Source organism: Mesorhizobium sp. B4-1-1 (assembly GCF_006439375.1).
Lineage (GTDB): Bacteria > Pseudomonadota > Alphaproteobacteria > Rhizobiales > Rhizobiaceae > Mesorhizobium.
This window is the reverse complement of record NZ_VFTH01000008.1, coordinates 12,353-29,633: the sequence shown is the minus strand read 5'-3', so window position 1 is coordinate 29,633 and position 17,281 is coordinate 12,353. Positions and strand designations below refer to the sequence as shown.

Sequence of the window (17,281 nt, the reverse complement as noted above, 5' to 3'; positions counted from 1 at the left end):
ATGCGCGGGATAAAGGAACCCCTTATCGCTTCTCGGCCTCGACGTAACCTACTGCCTACTGCCTACTCACCTCGCGTCATGGAAGATGATCCCGACCGTATGCCGCCGCCCTGACCGCAAGCGGCTCACGCCATGGCGCAGGTTGACGCGATAGTACCCCTTCGTGCCTTGCACCGGCCGGTTGTGAACCGCAAAGATCACCGCATCGCCGCGCTTCAGCGGCACCACCTCGGCGCGGCTTTGCATGCGCGGGCGCTGCTCGGTGAGCACGAATTCGCCGCCGGTGAAATCCTCACCCGGCTCGGACAACAGGACCGCCACCTGCAGCGGAAAGGCGAGCGCGCCGTAGAGGTCCTGATGCAGGCAGTTGAAGTCGCCGGGGCTGTATTGCAGCAGGAGCGGCGTCGGCCTCACCTGGCCTTCGTCGTGGCAGCGCTTCAGGAAGGCGGCGTGTTCGGCCGGATAACGCTGCGCCACGCCCATCTTCTCGTTCCAGTCATTGGCGACCGTGGCAAGTCGCGGATAAAGGGCCGAGCGCAGGCCCTCGATCAGGTCAGGCAGCGGATAGCGGAAATAGCGATACTCGCCCTTGCCGAAGCCGTGGCGGGCCATCACCACATGGCTGCGGAAATGTTCTTCATGCGGATAGAGCGCAGCTAGGTCGGCGCATTCCTCGGGCGCGAGCAGGTCCGGCATGACGGCGCAGCCATTGACGTTGAGCTCGGTGACCAGGACGCGCCAATCCTGCGCGACGACGCGGGCTTCGGTTGAGCGGCTGGCGCGTTTGGTGTTCACGGAATGGATGGTCATGGGTTGGCTCCATCGCTTGCTTGCCGAAGATGGGGCGAGCGACGGGGCCAAACCACCCGATTCATGGCAAAGTGGCGAGGCGCTCGAGCTGCCAATCTCCGTCCTTGCGGGGGAGATCAGCAGCTTCACTGCTGGCGATACGCCTCCAGCTCCGGATCGAGGTCCACCTTCACCGCATTGGTAAACACACATGTCGCCACCATGATGCCGGCGAAGGCAACGAGATTGACCAGGAGGGCCTCGTCATAGCGCGCCTTGAGCGCTGCCCAGACTTCATCGGGAACGGCATTGGCATCGGCGGCGACCGCCTTGCCGAACTTTGTCAGCAACGCCTCGTCGCCAGTAGGCCCGATCGCCTCGGGATCGAGGCCGTTGTCGATCAGCGCGCGGCGGAAGAAAGTAACCGGGATTTCTGCCCGCATCGCCTCCGCGATCGTCTTCGAGAACAGCCAGATGGCGCGGTCGTCGAGCGTTGGCTTCAGCAGATCGCGCAGCGTGAACCATTCGGCGTAGATGCGGTGGGCGGCCGGCGAGTGAAGCAGGATGCGCTTCATGTTGGTCATACGGCCGCGCAGCGCGAGCTCGCGGTCGTGCTCGGCGCGGATGTCGGCGGAAGCGGTCGCGTAGTCGATCGGCGAAAGATGCGCCATCGGCCTCACTCGAGCGTCGCGTGAAGTGCCGGCGCGCCGCGCAGCGTGTTTGAGACGGTGCAGATATCCTCGGCGTCCGCCAGGATCCGCTCTTTCGTCGCGGCATCGAGGTCGCCGGCGATCGTCAGGCGAATATTGAAGGTTTCCAGCCGCGACGGCTCGTCCTTCGCCTTGTCGCCGTTCACATCCGCCCTCACCTCGCCGAGCCGGTCGGCGACGCCGAGACGGGTGGCGGCGATGCGGGCGCTGAGCACCATGCAGGCGGCTAAGGAGGCATAGAGCAGATCGAGCGGACTGAAGCCGGGCGCGCTGACCTGCGTGACCACATCGACCGTGCCGCCGGTCGGTGTCGTGACCACCGGCAGGCCGCCCGGCGGCAGGACGGCGAGCGCGCCGGCGTTTCGGGTTCTGACTTTCAGGTCTGCCATCGCGTGGTCTCCAATTCGGAGACATTGATAGCGGACGGGAATTCACTGAGGCAATCGCCGAGGCAGGCCGTGGGCGATTGGCGTTTCCTCGCCCTCATAAAATGGGGGAGAGGTGGCTCGGTGAAGCCGAGACGAAGAGGGGGAGCGCCCTACGAAGGCCCCCTCTCCGTCCGCTTCGCGGACACCTCTCACCGCATCTGGCGGAGAGAGGAACCCAGTTCTGAAACGCTACTTCGTCAGATCGAGCGCCGCCGTCAGATCCCCCATCGGCGGTTGGTCGTTGTTGCGCAGCGCCTTGTCGCGGGCGACGATGCCGGGCAGCACCGGCAGGTCGTAGCGGGCGGTGATGAAGCGCAGGATCGAGGTGGTGTCGTACTGCGCGTGGTCGACCATGCCCATCTTCGCATAGGGCGAGATGATGAAGGCCGGGATGCGGTTGCCCGGGCCCCAGCGGTCGGCCTTGGGCGGCGTGACGTGATCCCAGAAGCCACCATTCTCATCATAGGTGATGACGACCAGCATATGGGCCCATTGTGGGCTCTTCTCCAGATGCGCGACGAGGTCGGCCAGATGCTGGTCGCCCGAGGTCACGTCGGCATAGCCGGCATGTTCGTTGAGGTTGCCCTGCGGCTTGTAGAAGGAAACCGCCGGCAGCTTGCCGTCGTCGATCGCCTTGATGAATTCGGTGCCGCCGAGGCCGCCGTCCTTGAGGTGCTCGGCCCGAGCGGGCGTGCCCGGCGCATAAGCGGCGAAATAGTTGAAGGGCTGGTGATGAAACTGGAAGTTGGGCACGGGCGTCGCGTTCTTGCCGTCGAGCGCCGCCTGCCAGGCACCTGCATACCAGGCCCAGGAAATGCCCTTGAGCGTCAGGAGGTCGCCGATGGTGATCTCGTGCTGTGGCGGCAGCGTGTTCGGCTGCGCCGGGTCGGCGAGCGCTGCGTCACCGCCTTCGGCCGGCTTGTTGTTGCTCGGCTGGTAGGGCGGCTGCATGGTGTTGACGGCATAGAAGTCGGGGGTAATGGCGCCGTCATTGACGAATTTCGGCACGCCGCCCAGCGCCGAGAGCGGCGCGTTGTCCGCTGCCTTCAGCGTCACGCCGTCCGGCTCGACGACGGCGATCTGGCCCTTTGCCGGGCTGGTGTCGGCATTCGGATAGAAGGGCGCGCAGGCGCAGGCGAGCATGAAGTGGTTGAGGAAAGAGCCGCCAAAGGCGCCCTGGAAGAAATTGTCCGCCAGCACGTATTTCTTGGCGATATTCCACATCGGCAGGATGGAGCCGTCATAATGACCCATCACCAACGAGCCGGAATCGGCCCAGGCGACGAACTTGTCGTTCCGGCCCCCGTCGATCTGCATCTGCTCCTGGTAGAAACGGTGCCAGAGATCATGGGTGACGACGCCGGTGTTCTCGTTGAAGCCCTTGGGATCGTCGATGGCGAAGACGGCATTGGGGAGATGCGCGGTCTGGGCTTCGGTTACCGCGGGCGTCACGCCCTTGCCGGTCAGTCCGCCCCAGGCCGGCGGCAGTTCGGAAAGCGGCTTGCCGTCGCGGTCGAGCTGACGCGCCTGATCGGGCGACACGTTGGCCAGGCCATTGGCGCCGGGGAAGCCGCCATAGAGGTTATCGAAGCTGCGGTTCTCGGCGTAGATGACGACGACGGTGTCGATCTTGTCGTAGCCGGGAGGAGCCGCGTGGGCAGCAGCGGAGAGCGATGCCAGCGCCGTGGAGGCGAGGCAAAGCGAGAGAAAGGACCGGGGGGAGAGAAAGGATCGGGTCATCGGGAAATGCCTCGTGGCTTGGGAGTGGCTGGAGGACGGCAATGCAGGAACGCAACTGCATCAATGCCGAGCTACTTCGGCGCCTTGTCACCCATGTGACAGTTCCGCAGCGTCCGAACACGGTTTCGTGAGCAAGAAAGCCAGTCATCAATCCGTTGCACTCGATCCTTACGTCGCGAACGAAATCGGGCGAAGAAAACCGGGGATGTCGCCGCAGACGATGGGACGGAAAAATCACGCGATCGCCCTTCTGGCGGCCTCGATCGTCGGCTTGACCGCGCCTGCGAGCACCGCGGGACCGTCCGGTGTCCACCCCGGGCCGATGTCGCGTCAGGAAGCCTTCGCCCGCGCCGACGCGCTGACGGCGCTTGGACGGCAGATGTTCCTTGACCCTGCGCTGTCGGCCTCGGGCAAGCAGGCCTGCTCGTCCTGCCACGATCCCAACCACGCCTTCGGACCGGCCTCGGCGGCACCCGTCGAGATGGGCGGAGCCAAGCTCGACCGACCCGGCGTTCGCGCCGTGCCGTCGCTGCGCTACCTGCAGGCGGCACCTGCCTTCACAGAGCATTTCCACGACTCCGAGGACGAAGGCGACGAGAGCGTTGACAATGGCCCGACCGGCGGCCTGACCTGGGACGGCCGCGCCGACCACGGTAAGGACCAGGCGAGGATCCCGCTGCTGTCGCCCTTCGAGATGGGCAACAAGGACGAGGCTGAGGTAGTCGCTGCGCTGCGCAAGGCGCCCTATGCCGACGCCTTCGAGGCGGCGTTCGGCGCCGATGTGTTCGAGCACCCGCGGGATGCCTTCGACGCCGCGGTCGAAGCGCTCGGCACATTCGAGCAGAGCAGCGCCGATTTCTATCCCTATTCCAGCCGCTACGATGCTTTCCTCGCCGGCAAGGCGCAGCTCTCGGCGCAGGAATTGCGCGGCCGCATGCTGTTCGAGGACGAAGCGAAGGGCAATTGCGCGAGCTGCCATCTCAGTGAGCCCGCCAATGACGGCGAGCCGCCGCAGTTCACCGACTACGGCCTGATCGCGATCGCCGTGCCGCGCAATCCGGCGATCCCCGCCAATGCCGATCCCAATTATGTCGACCTCGGCCTGTGCGGACCGCTGCGCACCGATTTCAGGAGCCATGGCGAATATTGCGGCCTGTTCAAGACGCCGACCCTGCGCAACGTGGCCTTGCGAAAGAGCTTCTTCCACAACGGCTATTTCCACTCGCTGCGCGAGGCGGTCGCCTTCTACGCCAGCCGCGATACGGATCCCGGACGCTGGTATCCGAAGAAGGCGGACGGCACGGTCGACAAATTCGACGACCTGCCAAAGGCTTACTGGCCGAACCTTAACACCGACCCACCCTTCAACGGCAAAAAGCCGGGCGACAAGGCGGCGCTGAGCGACGCCGAGATCGACGACATCGTCGCCTTCCTCGGAACGCTGACCGACGCCGACCAGGCTGGGCAATAGGGCGACCGGCAGCCAAGGAGACTGGTGGGGCACACGGCCTGCTTGCAGCCGGAGCCGTGCTATCCACCGCAAAAGTGTGCCAATGTGAGCCACATCATAGGAACGCCAAGTCGCGCCTGCTATATTGCACACCATCTTCACAGATGGAGGCTCCGATGAGGTTCGTCGCGGTGCAGGAGCCGCCCGGCGGCAGTTGGGCGGTGTTCGATGCGGGCAATGGCGCGCCGGCCGAATATGCCGGCCGGGTGCTTATCGGCCTGACATCGCGCGAGGCGCGCTGGTTCGTCGCCGCGGGCAACGACCAGGCGGCCTGGCCACGGAGCGGCCGGCCAGGCGCGCACCTGCGGTTGGTCAGCGCAGGCGGCTCGCAGCCGATGCGGGAAAGGCACGGCCAAACAGGGGGTTGAGAAGACGCACTGACGGATTGATTCAAGCCGGCGCGACCTCGGTGTCGCTCCTCATTGTGCCGGCGCGTAGCGGCTCACCACCATGCCGCTGGCATAGGGCTTCGAGCCGAGGAGCTTCAGCCTGCCAAAACCGCCCTTCTCGAAGATGCGGCGGCCGCTGCCCAGAACCGCCGGATTGATGAAGAGATGGTACTCGTCGACCAGGCCGGCGGCGATCAGCGCGGCGGCAAAGCCCGCGCCGCCGAACACGGCGATGTCGCCGCCCTTGCCTTGCTTCAGCGCATCGACCTCGCGCGGCAGGTCGCCACTGACGACGCGCGTGCGTTCCCAGCGCGATGTTTCGAGCTTGTCGCTCGCCACAACCTTCTCAGCCTCGACGATGCGCTGCGCGAAGGCATAGAAAGGGTCCCTCGGATATTTCTTCGCCGCATTGCCCCAATGGGTCAGATACCCCTCCTCAGCCATCTTGCGGCTCAACAGGATGGTGTCGATTGTTTGGAAGACAGCGTTGAAATCCTGCTTGAGTTCTTCGTCCCAGGCATTGTCATCGCCCCATTCCCAGAGCTGCCAGCGATGCCCCTCGTCGGCGCCGACAAAGCCGTCGACCGACATCTGCATCTGAAGGATGAGCTTTTTCATTTTGGGTCTCCTCGCTAGGAATTTCTGCAGTGAAGGTTCAGGCTGCTCAGCGCGAACGGGCGAAAGCCTGCGCCCAGGCTTCGAAGCTGGTCGGCGTGGCGTTTTCGGCCGACGGTGCCTCCAGCGCCCAGCGCTCGCCTCTGTTGAAGCTTGCCGCCGTCGCGCCAAGCGCGTCGGCAAAACTTGCCGATATGCCATTGGCCACCATGCCGGCCCGCGCATCGGCGAACGAGGCCTCATGATAGGTGACATCCTTGCCCATCGCCCGGCCCAGAATCGTGGTGGCCTGTTCGAGCGTGTAGTCGCCGCCGCCGTGCAATTCGACAACGCGCCGGGCCGGGAAATGTTCGGCGTTCAACAGGGCGGCGGCGCGCTCGCCAACGTCCTTGGCGGCGATCAGCGGCATCGGCAGGTCGCCGCGGAAGGGCGAGGCGAAGACGCCGGCCGCCGCCTGCTCGACGAACCCCATGCCCTTGACGAAATTCTCCATGAAGAAGGCGGCGCGCAGATAGACGAGTTCCTCCAGGCCTAGTGCGGCAAGCCGCTCCTCCATCAGAGCGGCGCCAAGCGAGGTACCCATTCTGAGATGGGCATTGAGGCCGCCGAGCAGCACGACACGGTGCAGGCCCGCCTTGGCGATGGACGATGCCAGCCTAGCGCCGACCTCATCTTCGAACGTATGCAGATCGGGCGCGGTGACATCGAAGGGGATCGTCACGTAAGCGCTGTCGGCGCCCGAGAAAACGGCGTCCAGCGCCGCCTGGTCGTCAAGCGCAACGCCGAGGCTGCGGGCGACGCCGCGCACCATGTGCCCTGCCTCGGTCAGCCTGGCCGAGACCTCGGCGCCCACTTCGCTGGTTGCGCCGACGACTACGATCGTACGGTTGGCTTGCCGGTTCATGTCGATCTCCTTGTCAAATGATTTACTTTTGGAACCATTTGACGCAAAGCGGAAACGATGTCAATAGTAAAGTGATTTAAAAATGGAACCATATTGATGTCGACCAAGGACCGATCCGGCTGCCCGATCAACCTCTCGCTCGAACTGCTCGGCGACCGCTGGACGTTGCTCATCATCCGCGACCTGGTCTTCGCCGGGAAAAGGCATTTTCGCGAGTTCCTGCAATCCGACGAAGGCATCTCGTCCCGCACGCTGGCCGAGCGGCTGCAGACACTGGTCGACGAAGGCGTCCTCACCCGCAGCGACGACCCGAGCCACGGCTTGAAGGCGATCTATCGGCTGACCGATGCCGGCATTGACCTTTTGCCGGTGCTGGCGACGCTGGGCGCCTGGGGCAGCAAATATCGCAAGGCGGATGACAAGCTCGCGCAGCTAGCGGATGAGCTGGCGGCCGGCGGCCAGCCGGCGCTTGAGCGGATGAAGCAGAAACTGAGAGTCGAGCATCTGGGATAGGCGGCGCGACCTGCTGTCTGCGCGCTGGCCTCTCAATGCCGCGGTTGGGCCAACCGCCGGCGTCTGCTGTCCACGAGCCGTTCGATCCTCATTGGACAACAATTCCCCGCGGTCCGTCAGCGAGCACGCCCGCTTCCCAGCGGCCTGACCGGCTCCTCCGCCGGAGGCTCCCCGGGCAGCCCCAATCGCAGCCGCTCCTCTTCGGCAAAGATCTCGGCCTGCGCGTGAATGTCGAACAATTGCTGCGTCAGCCTGCCGCCGTCGACGACGCGCACGATCCATTGGTTATTGACGGCTTTTACGCGGACACTGTCTGGCTCGCTTGTCACCATATACGTCCCCTGCTCTTCGCTCGAAGAACCGCCTGTTTCCGACCCAATACGATCTAGCGCGGCTGAATTTACCGAAAAGCGGTTCTTATTGGTCTTTAGTGCAAAATAACTCGCCGGCATTCGATATATTTACGGAGGCCGATGAATAAAACGATTTGTGGTGGAGCAGGCCCTTTTCACGCTCGGCCTCAACGGAACTCGACTTCAATGTGCCGTTCCGTCTGCAGGACGATACGGCAGCGGGCTTCGAAAGCGTCCGAGTGAACCTGCAAAACGAATGTCTCCGGTACGCCGATCGAGCTGGTCACGTCGAGGGTTCCTCGCGCACGTCGGGCACCACGAGCGGCGTCATGTCCTGAAGCGTGTATTTGCAGAAGGTCTGGTCGCGGCTGACCTCACGGTTCTCCAGCCCGTCATAAGCCTTGTATCACTGCCTGTGGCCGTCGGTCATCGAGACGATGGCGACAGGCAGGTCGAAGATGTTCCTGATCAGCATGGTGATGCGGTCGAAGGCCTCGTCGCGCGGCGTGTCGATCACGTCCAAGCGGTTGAGCGCATCGATGCGCCCGGCCTCGGCAGGGTCGTCCATCGCCAGCGGCGGAGTTTCGGTGAGCGCCTGATGTACGGCGTCAGCCTCGTTGCCAGTCCTACCCGCCTTGTGGCGGAGGACGCTTGGCAGGACTGAGCATTCGGTGAAGGGGGACAGCGGCCACATGACGGCGGCGCGGCCCGGCAGCCTTGGGGGGTGATACTGGGTTCGGCGGCCGGGCCTGACCGGAGTTTGCGAGGCCGCCGGCTGTTGTGAGCATGCGCCTGGGCCCGGCCAAGGACAAGAACGACCTAGGCCCTAGGACCAAAGGGCATAGTCAAGACGGCCGAATTGTCATTGGCCAATTGCGATCGGATTGACCCGAAATAACGCGCCGCAAGCCGACCGCGTCAAAAGCCGAAGAAATGCCGGCCGACCAGATAGCCGATCGCCGCGACGACCAGCGGAAACAGCGCCGGCGCGGCCTTGCCGAGCAGCGAGGGGTTCATCTCCTTGGCCGGAGCACTGGGTTTGGCATTGCCGAGGTTCTTGGTCATGAACTCGTTACCGGTTGGCTAACTGCCGGCTGAGCCGTTAAATTAGAAATCGCTTATTAAGTTTCCGGCAAGCCCAACGCTACAATTCGCGGCAATTTATTCCGATTGCTGGGTACGCTCGGCAAGCGCGAAGGCCTGAAGATTGCGCGACTTGCCGGGATCCTGGTCGGCGTTGGCGATGATGGCGTGGAAGGCCGCGCGGGCAATATCCTTCTTCCTGGCAGCCGGATGCAGTTTTCGCACCGCCTTGAGCAGGTCTTTCGGTTTCATATCGGGGGTGACAACGCGCATCAGCGTATCGCCCATGGCCTGCAATTCGCTGGCATCCATAACGATGAACCCTGTTTTGGCGGCATTCAGCCTAGCATATTGCGAGGCGAGCGCGTCACTTTTGTGATGCCCGCCGATGGGAGCCGGCGTCCCTAAAGAATTTTCGTGGCGAACGCGTCCAGCCGCGAATTCTCGCGATAGCAAAGCCGCACGGCCAGGGCGGCGGCAATCCCGCTAGCCGCGCCGCCGGCGACGTCACCGGCATAGTGGATGCCGATATGCAGCCGCGACCAGCAGATCAGCACGGCCATGACGAGCAGGGCCAGCGTGCGGCGCGGCAGCGCCTGCATGGCGAACGCAGCGACGATGGCCATGCTGGCGGTCGCGTGGTCGGACGGGAACGTCCAGTCGGCGCTGGGCGCGATGAGGAGATGCGTGACGCCCGCATCATATGGCCTGATCCGGTGGACGAACAGCAGGATCACCTGGTTGATCGCCAACCCGAGGAGGAAGGAAAGGCCGGCGGACAGGCAGGCATGGCGCACATGGGCGCGGTCGGTCCTGGACCACCATTGCAGGGCGACGGCAATCACCATCAGCGGCACGCCGATTTGTGAGATGGCGATCATTGTTCTATCAAGGAGCGGGCTGACGCCGGCAGCGGCGTTGATCCAATGCGTGAGAGAAGCGTCCATTCTATCTTGATTTCTATCCTGATTTCCTGGCCTGTCGTGAGGTCGACCGTTGAAGCCCGCCGGCGAGCATCGCATTCACCAGCTCTTTGAGGTCAGCGTATGGCTGAAAGGTGCCCATGCCTTGATCGAGTGCGCCGGCGGCGTCCTGCTTTACCTCGTCACCACCGAAACCATCGCTTCCTGGGTCAACATGTTCACCCAGGAAGAGCTGATCGAAGATCCGAACGATTTCATAGCTGGCTATCTGTCGCGGATGGCCAGCCAGTTTTCGCTGGACAGCAAGGAATTCTATGCCTTCTACCTGCTCAGTCACGGCCTCATTAAGCTGCTTCTGGTCATAGGCCTGCTGCGAGGCAAGTTGTGGTCCTACCCCGCCTCGTTGGTGGCGCTCGGTCTCTTCATGGCCTACCAGGTCTATCGCTACTCCTACACGCACTCGCCCGGCCTGCTCGTGCTGACCGTCTTCGATGCAGCCGTCATGTGGCTGATCTGGCGGGAGTGGAAGATGGTGCGCCACCATGGGTCCGCCTGACGAGGCGCCCGGCCAACGGCAATCATAGCGGCAGCGAACCCAAATGCCTGGAACTTGGTCTGCAATCTTTCCAGCACAAAGTCTTATTTCTGCTTTCAAGAGCCTTCAATTCATCTTTGCTGGCCCTGAAGGAGGAATAATCCTCCAGCGCCACGTTGCCTTGAAGTTAGCAACGGGGGTCCATCTGCCGAAAGTGACTTCAACTCAATTCTTCCGGCTGGCGCTGCGCGCTTCCATAGCGGCGGATTTTGTGGTTGCGCAGTCGGGTGCAATCGCACCAAGTCACCCCGCCCGCTCGGCGGGGTGACTTTTTTGGGGAGATCGTCGCGACTACCGGCGCCAAGCCGATCGCCGCCGACTCTCGCCGCACTGGCCCACAAGTTTTGCAGCTGGCTTGTTCGGTATTCTTAAAGTTGTCGCATTTTGACCCAAATCGGCCTCTAGCCGGCTGAAGTGCTGCGGTTCCGGTCTTCACGGTTTCTTGACAGAGGCCGGAAAAACGGGCAGCAAGTCGGGTGAGGGAGAGCATTTCTACCGTGGCGCAGACCATGGAGGGCTCTTTTTTCGTATGGACCGTCGCCAAATCGGCGATTGGTGGAGGGATTGGTTAACCATCTTTGTCCATCTTTTGAATCAATCGGCAACAGACGCGTGAAGGTGCAGGGGGCACCAGCGAACTGTGATCGTGACGGGTGCCAGGTCCGCAAACCGGCATGCCGATTGAGAGTGGTCGTATGGCGTTTTTGCGTTTGAAAAACCGGGGTGACGCTCCTCACGGGGAGGTAACTTCGAAAAAGTCTGGTCATCGTTGGGTCGTGGTGCCTGCTGTCGGCGCCGCCCTCGCCCTATGGTCCATCGCCACCTTGGCGGGGCTCTATTCGGTGAGCACCTCGCTGACCGCCGCTTCCAACGGATTGCCGCAAGGTTTGCTTTCGCCACGCAACATCGCGCTTGGCGACCAGCGCCGGCTGATCGCCAACGCCTGGGCGCCGCGTCTTTCCGCCAATGGCGGCTACCAGGCGGCCTCACTCATCGGCGGCTGCGACGCCGGCTATTTCAGCCTCGCGACAAGCTTCAGACATGACGGCCAAGCTGCTGAAAAGCCGAAGAATGCAGGCCACGACGGCAAGACGGCGCGCCTCAGGCTGCCGTCGCCCGACAGCGTCGCGCAGGAGAAGGTCGTGGTGGTGGCTTCGGCCGCCGGAGCCGCCGACCGTTTCGACGGCGTGGTGAAGAAGGCCGCGCTTTCGCCGCAGAAGCTTGCCGAAGCCTTTGCCCGCGCCGAGAACGCGCCGTTCCTGCTTGCCAGCCTGCCTTCGGCAAGCCGCTTCGGCGGCGCGCTGCCGGGCGCCCCGGCGGAAGCCCGCTTCGGTTCGCAGCCGGCTGAAATCGCCGGCGCTTCCGACTTGGCGCTGGCGCTTGCCAACATGGCGCCGGAGGACACGGCCGACGTTCCAACCGCCGTCGCGCTCGAAAACAGCGACGCGCCTGATGCCGCCGACAACTCGGATAATGGCCAGGGCGGCGAATATCAGGTCGCCTCGCTGCCGCCCCAGGACGATCTGCCCGACACCATTGCCGTGCCAGGCCTTCGCCCGCGCACCACGCTCGAGCGCGCCACCGAGGCGACCGAACAGAGCGCGGCCAAGCCGCAGAAGCCCGAGGCCGCGAAACCGCAGGCGGCCAAGGCCAAGCCGCAGCCGGCCGCTCCCGAAACCGCGCAAGGCGCACCGACGGTGGCCTCGCCGAGAAACGGCGACCAAGCCCTACCGGGCGTAATGGGCTCGAAGCCGCTTGCGGCCGGCTCGAAGCAGGGCAAGCGCAAGGCGCAGGCGTCAGAGATGCTCGCCTATGCCAAGCCGGATACGCCGGAGCGTGGTGGACTCGGCAGCGCGTTCCGCAACCTCTTCAACGGGCCCTCGACGGGCAATGGCGTCGCCGTCTACGACATTTCGGCGAGGACCGTCTACATGCCCGACGGCTCGAAGCTGGAGGCGCATTCGGGACTGGGCTCGATGGTCGATCAGCCGCGCTTCGTCAACCGCAAGAATGTCGGCCCGACGCCGCCCGACACCTACAATCTTTCGATACGGGAATCGCGCTTTCACGGGGTCGAGGCAATCAGGCTCACGCCGACCAGCGGCAACAACAAATACGGCCGCAACGGCTTACTTGCCCACACCTACATGCTACGCGGCGGCCGCGCGGAATCCAATGGCTGCGTCGTCTTCAAGGACTATCACCGCTTCCTTGCCGCCTATAAAAAGGGCAAGATTAAGCGTCTCGTCGTCGTCCCGCGCCTCACAAGCTCCCCCACCCAGGTCGCCCAGGAAGGCCGCCAGGGTTAGGCCCTGCCCGGCCGGCGTGCTGGTCGCCGGCTGTTATCGATCCCCACTTGCCGATCCGAAGGGCCTGGCGCCAGACGCGCGCGGGTGCTTGCCCTCGCTTAAACCCATGACGATCGCAACCTCGTCGGAGGAAGCAATAACGACCCTTCCCAGAAGGTAGATATGGCGCAGCCCCGCCTTGCGGCAAGCCCCCGGCCATGGCGTATCAACCCGGCTCCGAAAAACCATAGCGGAGCACGGAATGCGTATTTTGTTATCGACTTACGGCTCGCGCGGCGACGTCGAACCGCTGGCGGCGCTGGGCGCGGCGTTGCAGGCGCACAGCGTCGAGGCCAAAGTGAGCGCGCCTGGCGACGCGGAATTTGCCGCCCTCCTGGCCCGCGCCGGCGTGCCGATGGCGCCGGCCTTCGCGCCGGTGCGCCAATGGGCGAAGGAAATGATCGATCGGTCGCGATCGGCGTCGCCCGAAGAGCGGGCCAAGCTCATTGCCGGCCAGGCGACCGAGATCGTAGCCAGGCAATATGAGGCGATTAGCGCAGCCGCCGAAGGCTGCGACGCCGTGCTGGCGTTCGGGCTCTTCCCGTCCTGTGCCGCCGCGCGAATGGTCGCGGAGCAACACGGCATGCGCTACATGCTCGGCACGTTCTGCCCAATCTGGCTGCCGTCGCCACACAACCGGCCGCATGAATATCCGAGCCATCCGCTGCCGCCCGGCGTGACCGACAACCGGCCGCTGTGGGAGATGGATATCCGAACCAAGAACGCCCTCTTCGGCGAGGCGATCAACGGCCAGCGCGCATCGCTCGGGCTGCCCTCGGTGGAAAATGTCCGGGACTATGTCTACGGCAACAGGGTCCTGCTCGCCTGCGACCCGACGCTCGGGCCATGGCCGGGCTCGGACCTGATCGATGCGGTGCAGACCGGCGCCTTCCTCCTGCGGGACGAGCGGCCCCTCCCCGATGGCCTGGAGGCCTTTCTCGATGCGGGTCCGCCACCTGTCTATCTCGGCTTCGGCTCGATATCGGTGGCCAGGGAAGCCGGCGCCGCCGCCATCGCGGCGATCCGCGCCAAGGGCCTTCGCACGGTCATCGCGCATGGCTGGGCGGAACTCGGCCCCGTCGACGATCGCGACGATTGCTTCGCTGCTGGCGAGGTCAACCAGCAGGCGCTGTTCGGCCGCGTCGCCGCCGTCATCCACCATGGCGGCGCCGGCACGACCGTTGCCGCGGCGCGGGCGGGAGCGCCGCAGGCGATCGTGCCGCAGATCGGCGACCAGCCCTATTGGGCGCGGCGGGCGGCCGAACTGGGGATAGGCGCCGCGCATGACGGTCCGGTGCCGAGCGCGGAGTCGTTGTCGGCCGCGTTGGATGTGGCGCTGGCGCCCGAAACTAGCGCTCGTGCTGCGGCAGTGGCCGGCAAGATCCGCGCCGACGGCGCCGAGGTGGCGGCAAGGCTGCTGATTGAATTGGCGGGGCAACCCAGCCGGTGAACTCATTGCGTTGTTAGTTCCGCCAGCGCCCTTTGCAGGGGCGTCGGCGAGACCTGGATCGGGCCTGAGAAGGGACTGTCGATGTCGATGATCAAATAGACCGCCGCCGCCGCCAGCGCTGCGGAGACGAGGCATGTGAAGACGACGGTGCCATTGTGCGGGGCCCGGAAGCCGAAGCTGGCGAAAATAAGCGTCAGCCATGCCACGAGCAGCACGATCAGCGGCGCAGGGATGGCGCCCTCGGATTGCTCGGCCAGTATCCAGCGCTGCTCGATCAGTTTCTGGAGTTGCTGCGTCGCGGCCTGTTGAGCGGCGGTCTGCCTGGCATCCGCGGGCGTCAATCCCGCCAGGATGTCTCCGACCTGATAGAGCAGCAGTTCCGACAGCTTGTTCGGGACGACGGTTGTGTCGCTGTCGGCGGTGGAGGTGTCGACGACGCGCTGGACATAGGCAGCGAGCGACTGCCGGGCGCCGTCCGCCTCCGGCCCGTAATGCCGGAGTGTTCGGTCGAGCAGAATAATCTCGGTGGCGAAGGTGTGTACGTTGCCGTTGATGGACTCAAACGTGTTCTTGGCCGAGTTGATCATCAGGCCGAGCATCAGCGACGACATCACCACGAACAGGTTCGCGGCAAGCCGCACCACCGCGCTGGTGTCGTCCTGAAGGTGGTGAGCGGGGAAGCGCTTATGCACCATCAAGCTGACCAGCGAGGCCCCGGCCAGGCAAGCAAAGATCGCTGTCCCTACAAGCACTTCGCCCATGGCTGACATTGTAGCCGAGGCGCGGCGCTTGCCAATTGGCCGTGCGGGGGTTGAATCAACGTCGAAGCATAAGGACGTATATCGTTGGCCGGTAAGGCGACTTTCATGCCGGGCTGCATGCACAGCGAAGCGAAAGATCGAAAACCGCTTTCAATACCGGGCGAAGGCGCTATCTATGGCGCGGGGCGGCTCCCTACCAATCACGAGGCTATCCATGACAATTCGCGCTGTCGTCTGGGGCGAGAACATCCATGAGCGGACCAATGAGGTGGTCGCCGGCATCTATCCGGAAGGCATGCACGCGACCATCGCCACGGCGCTGAATGCGGACAAGGCGATCTCCGCCTCGACTGCCACGCTGGAGCAGCCCGAGCACGGCCTGCCGGAATCCCGCCTCGCCGAAACCGATGTGCTCGTCTGGTGGGGCCACAAGGACCATGGCGCGGTGGCCGACGAGGTGGTCGAGCGCGTCGCTCGCCGCGTCTGGGAGGGCATGGGGCTGATCGTGCTCCATTCCGGCCATTTCTCGAAGATATTCAAGCGGCTGATGGGCACGCCATGCACGCTGAAATGGCGCGAGGCCGGCGAGCGCGAGCGGCTTTGGGTGACGAGCCCCAGTCATCCCATCGCCGACGGCGTCGGCGAATTCTTCGAGCTCGAAAACGAGGAAATGTATGGCGAGCAGTTCGCCGTGCCGGAGCCGCTGGAAACAGTCTTCATCTCCTGGTTCCAGGGCGGCGAGGTGTTCCGCTCGGGTCTGACTTACCGGCGCGGTGCCGGGAATGTCTTCTATTTCCGCCCCGGACACGAAACCTACCCAACCTATCACGATGCGACGGTCCAGAAAGTACTGCGCAACGCGGTGAAGTGGGCACACAACCCGCAGGGGTCGAACCCCGCCATCCTCGATGCGCCGAACGTGCCGGTGGAGAAGGCGCTGGAGCCGATCGAGGAGCGCGGGCCCAAGCTGCACGCGCATGGCGAGGCCGGCTTCCGCTAAAAAAGCGCTTCCCTGCTCCGCTTGGGTTGCGCGGATACAGTGCCTGGGTCACATTCGCCCTGCATGATTGAATCGAACCAAATCGCTCAAAGGAGCAGAACATGCGGCTTTTGATACTCGGTACCGGCTGGATGGCGCAGGAACATGCCCGCCGCTTCGGCGCCATCGAGGGCGTGGAACTGGCGGCGGCCGTCGATGTCGATGAAAAGCGCGTCGGCGAGTACGCAGACGGCTTCAAGATTCCGAAGCGCTTCACCTCGCTGGAGGCGGCGCTCGACTGGGGCGATTTCGATGCGGTCGCCAATGTCACGCCGGACCGCATCCACCACCCGACCACCCTGGCGCTGGTCGCCGCCGGCAAGCCGGTTCTGTGCGAAAAGCCGCTGGCGGAAGATTTCGGCAAGGCGAGCGAAATGGCCGATGCCGCGGAAGCCGCCGGCATCGTCAACATGGTCAACCTCACCTATCGCAACGTGGCCGCGCTGCAGAAGGCGCGCCGGATGGTGCAGGCCGGCGAGATCGGCACGGTGCGCCATGTCGAGGCGTCCTACCTGCAGAGTTGGCTGGTGTCGAAATTCTGGGGCGACTGGCGCACCGATCCGAAGTGGCTGTGGCGGCTGTCGCGCGGCCACGGCTCGAACGGCGTGCTCGGCGATGTCGGCGTCCACATCCTCGATTTCGCCAGCTATGGCGCGGCGCTCGATATCGACCATGTGTTCTGCCGGCTGCGCGCCTTCGACAAGGCACCGGGCAACCGCATCGGCGAGTACCAACTCGACGCCAACGACAGTTTCGCCATGACGCTCGATTTCTCCAACGGCGCCTTCGGCGTGGTGCATGCCAGCCGCTGGGCCACCGGCCATATCAACGAACTGCGCCTGCGCATCCATGGCGACAAAGGCGCCATCGAAGTGGTGCACAATCTCGAGGGCTCGGCTCTGAAGGCGTGTGTCGGCAGCAATGTCGAGAACGCCAAATGGGAGGAGCTCGATGCCGGCACGGTGCCGACCAACTACCAGCGCTTCGTCGAGGCGGTGAAGAGCGGCGCGCAGACCGAGCCAACCTTCCGCCACGCGGCGGGGCTGCAGAAGGTGCTGGACCTTGCCGTGGTGTCGGATGAAAAACGCGCGGAGTTGAGGGCCAACGCGGATACGCAGTGAGGTTTCGCGG

Annotated in this window: 20 protein-coding genes; 8 read left to right on the top strand and 12 right to left on the bottom strand. The window is 64.2% G+C overall.

Features of this window, described 5'->3' with window-relative positions:
- Positions 1-66: 66 nt before the first annotated feature.
- From FJW10_RS13205 to FJW10_RS13190, 4 genes are all read right to left on the bottom strand, one after another.
- Positions 67-810, bottom strand: coding sequence for a 2OG-Fe(II) oxygenase (locus tag FJW10_RS13205; protein WP_140900430.1), 744 nt, complete (start codon positions 808-810; stop codon positions 67-69).
- Between the two features lie 125 nt (positions 811-935).
- A complete protein-coding gene (locus FJW10_RS13200) occupies positions 936-1,460 on the bottom strand; it encodes a hypothetical protein (protein WP_140831507.1) in 525 nt (174 codons plus the stop codon).
- Positions 1,461-1,465: 5 nt separating this feature from the next.
- Positions 1,466-1,888 (bottom strand): OsmC family protein, encoded by a 423-nt coding sequence (locus FJW10_RS13195; RefSeq protein ID WP_140900429.1) that lies wholly within the window; start codon positions 1,886-1,888, stop codon positions 1,466-1,468.
- A 228-nt stretch (positions 1,889-2,116) separates the two neighbouring features.
- Positions 2,117-3,667, bottom strand: a complete 1,551-nt coding sequence (locus tag FJW10_RS13190; protein WP_140900428.1) for an acid phosphatase — start codon at positions 3,665-3,667, stop codon at positions 2,117-2,119.
- Between the two features lie 205 nt (positions 3,668-3,872).
- On the opposite strand from FJW10_RS13190, the gene FJW10_RS13185 reads away from it, so the two are divergent.
- A complete protein-coding gene (locus FJW10_RS13185) occupies positions 3,873-5,138 on the top strand; it encodes a cytochrome-c peroxidase (protein WP_140900427.1) in 1,266 nt (421 codons plus the stop codon).
- Positions 5,139-5,293: 155 nt separating this feature from the next.
- Positions 5,294-5,545, top strand: coding sequence for a hypothetical protein (locus tag FJW10_RS13180; RefSeq protein ID WP_140900426.1), 252 nt, complete (start codon positions 5,294-5,296; stop codon positions 5,543-5,545).
- Between the two features lie 51 nt (positions 5,546-5,596).
- On the opposite strand, the gene FJW10_RS13175 is transcribed toward FJW10_RS13180, so the two are convergent.
- The gene (locus FJW10_RS13175; RefSeq protein WP_140900425.1) at positions 5,597-6,184 is read right to left on the bottom strand and encodes a dihydrofolate reductase family protein; all 588 of its coding nucleotides are present in this window, start codon (positions 6,182-6,184) and stop codon (positions 5,597-5,599) included.
- A gap of 46 nt (positions 6,185-6,230) precedes the next feature.
- Positions 6,231-7,085, bottom strand: coding sequence for an NmrA family NAD(P)-binding protein (locus FJW10_RS13170; protein ID WP_140900424.1), 855 nt, complete (start codon positions 7,083-7,085; stop codon positions 6,231-6,233).
- Between the two features lie 96 nt (positions 7,086-7,181).
- On the opposite strand from FJW10_RS13170, the gene FJW10_RS13165 reads away from it, so the two are divergent.
- Positions 7,182-7,598 carry a helix-turn-helix domain-containing protein gene (locus FJW10_RS13165; RefSeq protein WP_140831493.1) on the top strand — a complete coding sequence of 139 codons (417 nt, stop codon included), beginning with the start codon at positions 7,182-7,184 and terminating at the stop codon, positions 7,596-7,598.
- A 116-nt stretch (positions 7,599-7,714) separates the two neighbouring features.
- Here FJW10_RS13165 and FJW10_RS13160 read toward each other — a convergent pair whose 3' ends face one another.
- The 5 genes from FJW10_RS13160 to FJW10_RS13145 all read right to left on the bottom strand — a co-directional run bounded on the left by FJW10_RS13160 (position 7,715) and on the right by FJW10_RS13145 (position 9,915).
- Positions 7,715-7,930 carry a hypothetical protein gene (locus FJW10_RS13160; RefSeq protein ID WP_140831491.1) on the bottom strand — a complete coding sequence of 72 codons (216 nt, stop codon included), beginning with the start codon at positions 7,928-7,930 and terminating at the stop codon, positions 7,715-7,717.
- A gap of 427 nt (positions 7,931-8,357) precedes the next feature.
- Positions 8,358-8,519, bottom strand: a complete 162-nt coding sequence (locus FJW10_RS30400) for a hypothetical protein (RefSeq protein ID WP_181177516.1) — start codon at positions 8,517-8,519, stop codon at positions 8,358-8,360.
- Positions 8,520-8,869: 350 nt separating this feature from the next.
- On the bottom strand, positions 8,870-9,016 hold the full coding sequence (locus FJW10_RS13155) for a hypothetical protein (protein ID WP_140831487.1): 147 nt from the start codon (positions 9,014-9,016) through the stop codon (positions 8,870-8,872).
- A 96-nt stretch (positions 9,017-9,112) separates the two neighbouring features.
- Positions 9,113-9,346 (bottom strand): hypothetical protein, encoded by a 234-nt coding sequence (locus FJW10_RS13150; protein WP_140831485.1) that lies wholly within the window; start codon positions 9,344-9,346, stop codon positions 9,113-9,115.
- Positions 9,347-9,438: 92 nt separating this feature from the next.
- Positions 9,439-9,915, bottom strand: a complete 477-nt coding sequence (locus FJW10_RS13145) for a phosphatase PAP2 family protein (RefSeq protein WP_348639753.1) — start codon at positions 9,913-9,915, stop codon at positions 9,439-9,441.
- Positions 9,916-10,030: 115 nt separating this feature from the next.
- Between FJW10_RS13145 and FJW10_RS13140 the strand changes: the two genes are divergently transcribed.
- From FJW10_RS13140 to FJW10_RS13130, 3 genes are all read left to right on the top strand, one after another.
- On the top strand, positions 10,031-10,513 hold the full coding sequence (locus FJW10_RS13140; protein WP_140900422.1) for a DUF2127 domain-containing protein: 483 nt from the start codon (positions 10,031-10,033) through the stop codon (positions 10,511-10,513).
- Positions 10,514-11,331: 818 nt separating this feature from the next.
- Positions 11,332-12,861, top strand: coding sequence for a tlde1 domain-containing protein (locus FJW10_RS13135; protein ID WP_246674241.1), 1,530 nt, complete (start codon positions 11,332-11,334; stop codon positions 12,859-12,861).
- 241 nt (positions 12,862-13,102) lie between these two features.
- The gene (locus tag FJW10_RS13130) at positions 13,103-14,350 is read left to right on the top strand and encodes a glycosyltransferase (protein ID WP_140900420.1); all 1,248 of its coding nucleotides are present in this window, start codon (positions 13,103-13,105) and stop codon (positions 14,348-14,350) included.
- A gap of 2 nt (positions 14,351-14,352) precedes the next feature.
- Here the strand turns inward: FJW10_RS13130 and FJW10_RS13125 are convergent, their stop codons facing one another.
- Complete coding sequence (locus FJW10_RS13125) at positions 14,353-15,111, bottom strand: DUF4239 domain-containing protein (RefSeq protein ID WP_140900419.1); 759 nt, start codon at positions 15,109-15,111, stop codon at positions 14,353-14,355.
- Between the two features lie 214 nt (positions 15,112-15,325).
- On the opposite strand from FJW10_RS13125, the gene FJW10_RS13120 reads away from it, so the two are divergent.
- Positions 15,326-16,111, top strand: a complete 786-nt coding sequence (locus FJW10_RS13120; RefSeq protein ID WP_140900418.1) for a ThuA domain-containing protein — start codon at positions 15,326-15,328, stop codon at positions 16,109-16,111.
- Between the two features lie 101 nt (positions 16,112-16,212).
- Complete coding sequence (locus FJW10_RS13115; protein ID WP_140900417.1) at positions 16,213-17,271, top strand: Gfo/Idh/MocA family oxidoreductase; 1,059 nt, start codon at positions 16,213-16,215, stop codon at positions 17,269-17,271.
- Positions 17,272-17,281: the final 10 nt, after the last annotated feature.

Coding starts and splice junctions, on each gene's coding strand:
- FJW10_RS13205 (WP_140900430.1), bottom strand. CDS start 810: ATGACCATCCATTCCGTGAACACCAAACGCGCCAGCCGCTCAACCGAA.
- FJW10_RS13200 (WP_140831507.1), bottom strand. CDS start 1,460: ATGGCGCATCTTTCGCCGATCGACTACGCGACCGCTTCCGCCGACATC.
- FJW10_RS13195 (WP_140900429.1), bottom strand. CDS start 1,888: ATGGCAGACCTGAAAGTCAGAACCCGAAACGCCGGCGCGCTCGCCGTC.
- FJW10_RS13190 (WP_140900428.1), bottom strand. CDS start 3,667: ATGACCCGATCCTTTCTCTCCCCCCGGTCCTTTCTCTCGCTTTGCCTC.
- FJW10_RS13185 (WP_140900427.1), top strand. CDS start 3,873: ATGTCGCCGCAGACGATGGGACGGAAAAATCACGCGATCGCCCTTCTG.
- FJW10_RS13180 (WP_140900426.1), top strand. CDS start 5,294: ATGAGGTTCGTCGCGGTGCAGGAGCCGCCCGGCGGCAGTTGGGCGGTG.
- FJW10_RS13175 (WP_140900425.1), bottom strand. CDS start 6,184: ATGAAAAAGCTCATCCTTCAGATGCAGATGTCGGTCGACGGCTTTGTC.
- FJW10_RS13170 (WP_140900424.1), bottom strand. CDS start 7,085: ATGAACCGGCAAGCCAACCGTACGATCGTAGTCGTCGGCGCAACCAGC.
- FJW10_RS13165 (WP_140831493.1), top strand. CDS start 7,182: ATGTCGACCAAGGACCGATCCGGCTGCCCGATCAACCTCTCGCTCGAA.
- FJW10_RS13160 (WP_140831491.1), bottom strand. CDS start 7,930: ATGGTGACAAGCGAGCCAGACAGTGTCCGCGTAAAAGCCGTCAATAAC.
- FJW10_RS30400 (WP_181177516.1), bottom strand. CDS start 8,519: ATGGACGACCCTGCCGAGGCCGGGCGCATCGATGCGCTCAACCGCTTG.
- FJW10_RS13155 (WP_140831487.1), bottom strand. CDS start 9,016: ATGACCAAGAACCTCGGCAATGCCAAACCCAGTGCTCCGGCCAAGGAG.
- FJW10_RS13150 (WP_140831485.1), bottom strand. CDS start 9,346: ATGGATGCCAGCGAATTGCAGGCCATGGGCGATACGCTGATGCGCGTT.
- FJW10_RS13145 (WP_348639753.1), bottom strand. CDS start 9,915: ATGATCGCCATCTCACAAATCGGCGTGCCGCTGATGGTGATTGCCGTC.
- FJW10_RS13130 (WP_140900420.1), top strand. CDS start 13,103: ATGCGTATTTTGTTATCGACTTACGGCTCGCGCGGCGACGTCGAACCG.
- FJW10_RS13125 (WP_140900419.1), bottom strand. CDS start 15,111: ATGGGCGAAGTGCTTGTAGGGACAGCGATCTTTGCTTGCCTGGCCGGG.
- FJW10_RS13120 (WP_140900418.1), top strand. CDS start 15,326: ATGACAATTCGCGCTGTCGTCTGGGGCGAGAACATCCATGAGCGGACC.
- FJW10_RS13115 (WP_140900417.1), top strand. CDS start 16,213: ATGCGGCTTTTGATACTCGGTACCGGCTGGATGGCGCAGGAACATGCC.